The following is a 2,520-nucleotide window of genomic DNA, read 5'->3' on the forward strand; positions in this document are numbered from 1 at the left end:
CGCCGGCCCCAGGGCGTCCTCCAGTCCGGGGACCGTGAAGTGGCAGTGGCGGAACGCCTCCGCCAGTGCCGGCGCGAGCCGGGTGAGTGTGGGCACTGACGGTGTCACTGGGCGGGATCGCTCTCATCGGGTCGGTCGGCGCGGTCAGGGGTCCCGGACGCGGGTCTCTCGCGTGCCGGGCCCTCGTGTGCCGGGTTCTCACCGGCCGGGCCCTGGTGCGACGGTCCCGCCACGAGCCCCGGCGGCACCGCGTAGGGCGTGTGGTTGGACAGCGCACCGGCGGTGTACATGCGTGCCTGCCCCTTGGGCAGCGGCGGCCTGTCGTTGGCGCTGATCACCGCGATCCAGGGGATCGGGATGGACCCCGCGACGATGGCCAGTGCGATCCACGGGTTGTTCCAGAGGGCCAGGGAACCCGCGGCGAGGAGCAACGCCGGGATCCGGATGGACATCAGGAGGAAGTATCGCTTCTTCCGCGCCGCGAGCTCGTCCCGATAGGACTCCCGCGCGGCGGTGATCAGAACGGGCCTCGCGGTGCCGTCCCGATCCTTGGACCGCTTGCGACGGGAGTCGGGTGCCATGGCCCCCAAGGTACTCCGGCGTTGGCGCGCCGACCGTGGCGTGCGGCATCATGAGGGGGTGAGCACCACCCGGACCAAGACACTAGAGCGTCCCGAGGTCACCACGACCGAGGAGACGCAGGACGACGCGCCCAAGTTCTTCCACTACGTGGACAAGAGCAAGATCGCCGAGAGCGCGGTCATGGGCTCCTACGTGATCGCCCTGTGCGGCGAGGTGTTCCCGGTCACCCGGTCCGCCAAGCCCGGCTCTCCGGTGTGCCCGGAGTGCAAGCGCGTCTACGAGACCCTGAAGCCTGGTGAGTGAACCCGGCGCGGTCCCGGGCACCGAGGAGCAGACCGCAGACACCGCCGCGGCGACCGCGGGCGCGCCACTGCGCGCCTGGCAGCGGACCGCGCTGCGCAAGTACCTCATGGCACGGCCGAAGGACTTCCTCGCCGTGGCCACCCCCGGCGCCGGTAAGACGACGTTCGGTCTGCGAGTGGCCACCGAACTCCTGGCCGACCGGACGGTCGACGCGATCACGGTGGTGGCCCCCACCGAGCACCTCAAGTTCCAGTGGGCCGAGGCCGCCGCGAGGGCCGGAATCGCGCTCGATCCCGAGTACTCCAACTCCTCGGGCGCTCTCGCGCCGGAGTACCACGGCGTGGTGGTCACCTATGCCCAGGTGGCCTCACACCCCTTCAAACACCGCGAACGGACCGCATCCCGCCGAACGCTGGTGATCCTCGACGAGATCCACCACGGCGGGGACGCCAAGAGCTGGGGAGACGGCATCCGCGAGGCGTTCGACGACGCCGAGCGTCGCCTGTCCCTGACCGGCACACCGTTCCGATCGGACGACAGTCCCATCCCGTTCGTCACCTACGAACCCGACGGCCAGGGACATCAGCGGTCCAAGGCCGACCACTCCTACGGCTACGCCGACGCCCTGGCCGACGGCGTCGTGCGACCCGTGGTCTTCCTGGCCTACTCGGGGGAGGCACGCTGGCGCACCAACGCCGGCGAGGAGTTCTCCGCCCGGCTCGGCGAACCGCTCAGCGCGGACCAGAACTCCCGCGCCTGGCGGGTGGCGCTGGATCCCCACGGCGATTGGATGCCGGCGGTGCTCCAGGCTGCACACACCCGGCTCCGGCAAATCCGTGCGGGCGGCGTGCCCGACGCCGGTGGGCTGGTGATCGCCACCGACCAGGAACGCGCTCGCGAGTACGCGGCGCTGCTCACGGAGATCACCGGGCGGGCCCCCGTCGTCGTCCTGTCCGACGACCCCACGGCCTCGAGCCGGATCGGCACGTTCTCCGCCTCGACGGACGAGTGGATGGTCGCCGTCCGCATGGTCTCGGAGGGTGTGGACGTGCCGCGACTGAGCGTGGGGGTGTACGCCACCAGCGCCTCCACACCCCTGTACTTCGCCCAGGCCATCGGACGGTTCGTCCGGTCCCGGAGGCCGGGGGAGACCGCGTCGGTGTTCCTGCCGTCGGTCCCGGTCCTGCTGCAGCTCGCCTCCCAGATGGAGGCCCAGCGGGATCACGTCCTGGGCAAGCCCCACCGCGAGGACGGGCTCGAGGACGAGCTGCTGGCGCAGGCCAACCAGCAGCAGGACGAGCCCGACGCGGACGACGAGGACAAGGGCTACATCTCCCTCGGCGCGGACGCCGAACTCGACCAGATCGTCTACGAGGGGTCCTCCTACGGCACGGCCACGTTCGCCGGAAGCGAGGAGGAGGCCGACTACATCGGACTTCCCGGGTTGCTCGGCGCGGACGACGTCAAGGCCCTCCTGCGTCAGCGGGAGAAGGAGCAGATCCGGCGGTCCTCCGGCGAGGGGGCCTCCGCACCCGGGGCCGTGGCGGTGGTGGGCGTGGGGACGGACCCGACCATCTCCGGCACCACCCTCCCGGGCAACGCCGGGGGTCCGGGCGCGCACGCGGGTGCGGCGGA

Annotated in this window: 3 protein-coding genes; 2 read left to right on the top strand and 1 reads right to left on the bottom strand. The window is 71.4% G+C overall.

From position 1 onward, the window contains the following. Positions 1-104 precede the first annotated feature (104 nt). A complete protein-coding gene (locus G6027_RS04420; protein ID WP_182635750.1) occupies positions 105-581 on the bottom strand; it encodes a DUF3099 domain-containing protein in 477 nt (158 codons plus the stop codon). A gap of 58 nt (positions 582-639) precedes the next feature. On the opposite strand from G6027_RS04420, the gene G6027_RS04425 reads away from it, so the two are divergent. After that, on the top strand, positions 640-885 hold the full coding sequence (locus G6027_RS04425) for a DUF3039 domain-containing protein (RefSeq protein WP_017837712.1): 246 nt from the start codon (positions 640-642) through the stop codon (positions 883-885). A gap of 106 nt (positions 886-991) precedes the next feature. Continuing rightward, positions 992-2,520: DEAD/DEAH box helicase (locus tag G6027_RS04430; RefSeq protein WP_241726821.1), on the top strand; the 1,529-nt coding region annotated here is incomplete at its 3' end.

Source organism: Dietzia sp. SLG310A2-38A2, from assembly GCF_014145095.1.
GTDB lineage: Bacteria > Actinomycetota > Actinomycetes > Mycobacteriales > Mycobacteriaceae > Dietzia.